This window comes from Yersinia sp. J1 (assembly GCF_050586585.1).
In the GTDB taxonomy this organism is placed as follows: Bacteria; Pseudomonadota; Gammaproteobacteria; order Enterobacterales; family Enterobacteriaceae; genus Yersinia; species Yersinia entomophaga.
In genome coordinates, this window is sequence record NZ_JBOBDP010000029.1 from 1 (window position 1) to 6099 (window position 6099).

Sequence of the window (6099 nt, forward strand, 5' to 3'; positions counted from 1 at the left end):
AGATACGCTACACCAGGATTGTGTGGCACCCCCTATGAGAACAGTAAATTGCCTGCGCATTCATTGCCCGAACCCAGTGGTGTAAGTATTCATACCTGCTCGGGAGGCTGTCCGATTACCAGTTTTTCACAGTTACCTTTCTCGCAATAGCCCCACCAGTCAGTTTGTTGACCAATAATAGCTACAATAGATGTTCTATCATTAGGTAGTCCCTTGCGCCAGCTAGAAAGGTCAATAGCCGAAGGTAAAGGATTGGGTTCCGGATGCGTATGCCACTCACCTAAGTAAGTCAGGTAGCCTCCAGATGTTAACCAGAGCTGATCAACAGTTCTTTGATGATGCTGCTTTTTACGAACAAAACCGAAGCGAGTTGCAAGATCGCTTGGGCCAGGTTCAGTGACGTGGGTAATTATAATGTGGGGTGTTCGCACCTCTCCAATAAATACCCCTCCTTGCTCAGATTGATTTCGATAAAACTGGCGATATTTATCTAAGGTTTTGAGCACGCTGGTTTCAACAATAACCAACCCACCGACTTGATTACTCAGAATCAATTCTGATTTAGGGTCAGGAACAAACACTGCAATCTCCAAATCTGCTAAGCTTGCGACGCTTATGATGTATGGCTTTACCTGTTGAGTGTTGTGCATAGGTCCAGGGCAGCTTGTCCTGAAGTGTATTTAGAACTGCCTCTTGAATTAATGCAGCTGTGATAGTACTCACGCTCGCATCATATGGAGTGAAAACACTCCCGCATGAATTTCGATGGGGATTGATAGGCTTATGAGCTTCATTAAGTACAGGAAGATGCTTGGCACATTCATAGCAAGCCTTTCCATCGTCGATCATGACAACAGATGCCAAGCCGTAACCGTCGTTATATCCATGGATGAGAAAAGTTGGCCGTTGAGAAGAGTTTCGCACCATGTAACTCAGCATTTTACTAGTTGGTGCATGACCTGTGGCATCTATTACAATATCGTAACCACGAATATTTTCTTCTTTCATTTCCAAACGATAGGGTTTGATCTCTATTTTTAGACTACCCAAAGAGTCACGTTTTATGTATCTCTCCAAAGCCTCGGCTTTATTCCAACCGATATAAGTTGCTGGCAGTGCATGTCGACTAAGATTACCTGGCGATAAAACGTCTCCATCACAGAGAACCAATCGGCCAATATTACCTCGCCCGGCTCCAATCTTAGTAAGTAGTTGTATAGCAAAACCACCAATTGTCCCACAACCAATGATAAGAATTTGCTTGTTCTCTAGATCTAATGGGATAAGGCGATTACGTTGTTGAAGTTCTTTGCTGCTTATTGAACGAGCATTCAAGCGAGAAAATTTACTTAGTGCATATTTTGATTTAAGTGTCGGGATGATTGAACTAAGTCTCTGCTTATTTTTACTTCCTCCAGTTTTGGATCTTTTTTTAGCATGATGTTGCAAAACCGTCTTGATAATTGATCTGAAGCAGATTTCAAAGCCAATAATGCCTTCGTTTACAATGTCCAACAGCACTATTTGCCGATCCTTGGTTAGATTGGCTAGTATTCCTTTGGCAAGCGAGTCGTGAGCAGAAAGATCGGCAAGTTTTAACCAGTCAAAAATTTCCCAAAGTGATTGAGGTGGCCATTTAATAGGAGTTGTATTACTACGTGTAATTTTGACAACAGTAACATTGCCATCATTTTCAGAAGAAGCTTCTTGTCCTCGTAACCTAAACCAATCATCTCTTTGCTTGCTATCGGTGAAGACAACATACTCCTTGTCAGTACGTCCATCAGTCGAAGTTACTACATTCATGGGTCTGTATGAGAAATTTGATTGCGAAAGTTCGCCTGCATTTCCGTAGATATAAGTATCTATGAAGCCATCCCAGTAATTTACAAATTCACCCTGAAACTCCGCATTTCGTTGATGCCCATCGGTTACCGCATTATCCAATGCTTTCTGGATCAGGTTGTCGAACATGCAAATTACAGCAGGTGGGTATTGTGGGTCCCAATCGGCCGTGTCTTGGTTAACAATACATAATCTTTGGAAGCTACTGATATGTGGTAAGGCCATGCCAATCAAGTTTGCAGGCCGATTGATGACGTATACATCCGGTAAGCGGCTAAGATCTTCACTTGGCCCTACAACAGCAATAACGAATTCACCAGCTTTCGTTTGGTATGCTTTGATATAAACAGCACATTCGCTATGTAGGGTGATAGGCAAATTAGTAATTTTGCGGCTTTCGATATATCGAAAACCGCTAAGCAGAAACAAATTATGGATAGCCACAATCAACCACTCGTCAGTGAATCTTTCATTTGGTTTTGTCGTTGAGGTTGCCGTGGTTGTTGGTATGCAGGCATGGATGCCCAAGGTTTAATTATATCTTCATCCACAACACTATCCCCGAAAAGTTCATTTAAGAACTTTAATGTTTGGCTCTTTGTTGAAGCATTAAGCGCTAACTTGAAAGTGAAATGTAAATCGTCTGCTTTTGAAATAATACCTTGGGCAACAGTCTCATCCATTTTAGGTTTGGGAAACAGCAGGCGGCCATCATCGGATTCATCTGGGCTCTCAACCCCTTCTTTCAGCTTAGAGGATAGCTGCTCTGTAACGGCCAATAAAAGCTCTCCAAAGTCTTTTGTACTAGGCATTGGAGTACTGTCAAAAATGTCGACAACACACTTCATAAGAGCAATAGAAGATAAATCTGGACATTCCCATTGCACATCCCGCCAAGCCTTAAGGTAGCGACAGACCTGTCGCATTGGTTCGCCGTGTCGCGTTACTGCATTCCTGAACCAACGAGCTACAGTCTCTGGATCAGATTTGATCCATTTATCTTTTCCTCTGACAGCTAAGTAAACGCAATCTTCATCGAGTTCCACTCGAGCTGATTCAGTAATAAGACGTTCATTTCCAACAATTGAATCCATTGAAAAACTTTTTGCAACCTCACGAGCTAAAAATTGCTCTTTGGGGATTGCATACATGGGAACGTCTACATGGATATTTCTATTCTTAATAGCAATACGCCCACAGTTAGGCAATTTTAATGCTTCCCAGCCGGTCTTTTCTGCGGCTAGTGATGCTAGCGATGCATCAACAAGCAAAATGAGTAGTTTATGGCCAACTAATGGTTCTTCTTTGAACATTTCCATTGGCATGTATGTACCATCATCAATGTCCATTTGCTGTGGAGGTTGATGGTATGGCTTATTCAATGTTTTATACTTATAGCTTCCCTGGACCCAAAATCTTGGAGCTGTACTCTGAAAAGCCTTACGCTCATCATCGCTCATGTTGAGGAGGAATTTTGCGACTTGCTTGATATCTTCCTCGTCAAGGTAACGCAGCAGGGAGTTCTTCACTGCACTTTCTGCAAAAAGTACATTATTAGATGAACTATGTGTGCTGCTGGTCAACGCCAATGTTTTAATAACTTGCTTAGCTTCTTCGAATACGTCCTTTGTTCGTGTTCTTATAGTTTCTTTAAGTTTTTCTAGGAAGTCTTTATCGCTCTTAGTTGGCTCCAACCGTTTCATTAAGCCGTCATTAGTGTCTGTGAGATAAAGGTGTGCTGACCACTTCATGCTTATACTTCCTTACGGTCAAGTGGATGAATGAAGGCTTGTGCCTCGGAACTAAAGAAAACATCAATGAGAGTTTTGTTACCAGTAGCCGTCGTTGCTACAGACTTCCCCCAAGCAACAAGTGCTTTTAGTGACTCTTTGCTGGCATTATCGAGTGAAATGACTCTGGCCTGTTGATCTGGAACGGTTTCATCAAGCGTGTAATAGCAGGTGGGCTTACCTTCACAATTCAACGCTTTATTAGCCATAAACCCATGCATCTTCTGAGATGATGACATGACAGTCTCAATCAATGCTTTTCCTCCCCCCCAGAGACCAAAGTAACCAGGAAACCACCTCGAGATATTGTTGGGATTGACACAAAAATCGTTAGAAAGAGTTCCAATGTTAAGGATCTTAATATCTTTAGGTGTTAAGCCTTTAAATTCCTCATCATCCAGATAGTTAAGAGCCTCATGATAAGCAACGAATGACGGATTGTTTGCCAGTAAGCCGCCATCTGCAAAATATGCACTCTGCCATTCTATGTAGTGAGGTAAAAAGTATGTAGGAGCAGCAGACGTTGCCATCGCAACATCTGTCAACGTGAATTGGTCGTCACGGGTGAAGCTTATGTTGTGACAAGTTTTAATAAATAAAGGTCTCCCTGTGCTCAAATTCACAGTAGGGATGAGCAGACGTCTTTTTAATGATCTTACTGTTTTACCTGCTCCTACGATCTCAATTACAGCTTGTTCTAAATCCTTCGCCCTATAAAGGGGTCTCAACATTAGCTTACCGAACTGGTACATGCTTCGTACGCAGTTAGGAACCCAATTTTTGCGAGGGAAAATATTAGGGGCAGCTTGATGGAATTTTTTCTGTAAATCTCTGGCTTTTTGTCCATCAGCTAAAGCAACGGCAATTATTCCTCCGATAGATGCACCAGTGATCATGTCGAAGTAGCTGCCGATGGCCAGATCAGGATTATTGTGGCGTTCAGCTAAAACTCTTTCCAGTTCTGCGAGGATGGTAATTGAGAAGAGGCCGCGTACCCCTCCGCCGTTGAGAGACAGGATTTTGAATTGTGTGTTAGACACTTCCATGGAACCTCCGCCAAAATTGTTCACAACATATGGGGATATACTGAGCTTAATTCAATGATGATCGCAACAATTTTTCATGATTAAATCCCCAGTACTGTTAATCTACACAGTGCTGAGGAGTTATTGAGCTTATGATACGAACCTACGAAGGGGGAGTGTTTAAAATACAATGTTAAGGAAATGTTTTTAAAAAGATCAACCAATGCGTCTGAGCTCGTAATGGCCAACGGTTTTACGGCTAGTAAAATAATTTCCCCTAAGCATTTTTTTGTTCTCAAGACTTAATTTTAGGATAGCTATTCCTTTATACGGTGCTTGCAAGTCTATATCTGTTGTATGCTTTGGAGTAGTCAAAAATACATAATATAGTTCTGCACGTCCCGTTTCTGCATCTTTCTTTGGCTTAGCTATTAATGTCTGCGAATCTGAATCTTCGGATTCGACATCCATTCCAAGTTTTAGAAAATTCTGTTTTATTATTGCTTTTGCTCGCGTAGTCCCTTTTTTATCTTTCCACTCCCAATGGATAATCATTTCCCAAACTCCATTTAAATCCGGGAATAATATATCGTTGAGCGAGGGGAACATACGCCATAATTGTTGCCAGCCAAAGTAAAATGATGCAAGTAATAAAATATTGAGAAGAGCTGAACCTCCACTTGCAATTGAAATTGCTGAAATAAACGTTGTGCTTTCATCGTAAACAGCCCACAATATCAAGCAACAGATGATTGCGTATGCAACGGCAATTAATGATATAATTTTACCTACAGGGAGAAGGCTAATCATAGAAATTCCTCAAAGTGTATTTCTTTCCCATTCTCAAAGATAGAAAGTCGATGCCCCTCACTTACAATACCAGTCATTAAGACTCCTGAAATGGATGAACCAAACAGAGCTGCGACAAAGCGTCCGCCAACAAGTCTTGACCTATCAAAATTCGAGCCTTGAATGATAGGTGGAGAAAAATACTGAGCGACGTGTGTAATATCCCCTTTCATATTTAAAATATGAAAACCATCATGATATTTGCTTTTTTTATTAGAAATATTGGATAATAACCCAGAAATTGATCCAGAGTAATCCGGGTAAGTATCTCGAAGATTAGTTATTGGTAGATTATCAGCATAATCGCATACGATAATCCCTATACCTGAAAATTCAGAGTTATTAGTTTGTTTCCAAACTTCATATAATAAATCTCTCAATTCATATTTTCTCATAACTTCCTTCGATACAAAATTCATATGCAATAATTGTTGAAATCATTTTAACATGAGTGTTTCAATTTAAACCTACTGTAAGTATGTATACTCGCTTAAGGTCCTTACACTTTTTAAGATCCCGGCACAAGAAATGTTCTCCCTGAAAAAATGTCATTTACAAAAAGTATCTGATATTTCTCCCATCTAAGATAT

At 40.7% G+C, this 6099-nt stretch carries 6 protein-coding genes; all 6 read right to left on the reverse strand.

Annotated features, from left to right (window positions below):
* Positions 1-89 precede the first annotated feature (89 nt).
* On the reverse strand, positions 90-581 hold the full coding sequence (locus tag ACQ4OC_RS19190; protein WP_430971528.1) for a Mov34/MPN/PAD-1 family protein: 492 nt from the start codon (positions 579-581) through the stop codon (positions 90-92).
* Positions 568-2289 carry a ThiF family adenylyltransferase gene (locus tag ACQ4OC_RS19195; protein ID WP_430971529.1) on the reverse strand — a complete coding sequence of 574 codons (1722 nt, stop codon included), beginning with the start codon at positions 2287-2289 and terminating at the stop codon, positions 568-570. The genes ACQ4OC_RS19190 and ACQ4OC_RS19195 overlap by 14 nt, the downstream gene beginning before the upstream one ends.
* Positions 2290-2291: 2 nt before the next feature.
* Entirely contained in the window at positions 2292-3596 is a 1305-nt protein-coding gene (locus tag ACQ4OC_RS19200) for a CBASS cGAMP synthase (protein ID WP_430971530.1), read from the reverse strand.
* Positions 3597-3598: 2 nt separating this feature from the next.
* Positions 3599-4681 carry a CBASS cGAMP-activated phospholipase gene (locus ACQ4OC_RS19205; RefSeq protein ID WP_430971531.1) on the reverse strand — a complete coding sequence of 361 codons (1083 nt, stop codon included), beginning with the start codon at positions 4679-4681 and terminating at the stop codon, positions 3599-3601.
* A 195-nt stretch (positions 4682-4876) separates the two neighbouring features.
* On the reverse strand, positions 4877-5470 hold the full coding sequence (locus ACQ4OC_RS19210; protein ID WP_430971532.1) for a hypothetical protein: 594 nt from the start codon (positions 5468-5470) through the stop codon (positions 4877-4879).
* Positions 5467-5904: a hypothetical protein gene (locus tag ACQ4OC_RS19215; protein WP_430971533.1), complete on the reverse strand. Its 438-nt coding sequence runs from the start codon at positions 5902-5904 to the stop codon at positions 5467-5469. Before ACQ4OC_RS19215 ends, ACQ4OC_RS19210 begins: the two co-directional genes overlap by 4 nt.
* Positions 5905-6099 lie beyond the last annotated feature (195 nt).

Bases quoted from the DNA above. Each gene is read 5' to 3' on its own strand.
- ACQ4OC_RS19200 (WP_430971530.1), bottom strand. From the start codon at position 3,596: ATGAAGTGGTCAGCACACCTTTATCTCACAGACACTAATGACGGCTTA.
- ACQ4OC_RS19215 (WP_430971533.1), bottom strand. From the start codon at position 5,904: ATGAGAAAATATGAATTGAGAGATTTATTATATGAAGTTTGGAAACAA.
- ACQ4OC_RS19205 (WP_430971531.1), bottom strand. From the start codon at position 4,681: ATGGAAGTGTCTAACACACAATTCAAAATCCTGTCTCTCAACGGCGGA.
- ACQ4OC_RS19210 (WP_430971532.1), bottom strand. From the start codon at position 5,470: ATGATTAGCCTTCTCCCTGTAGGTAAAATTATATCATTAATTGCCGTT.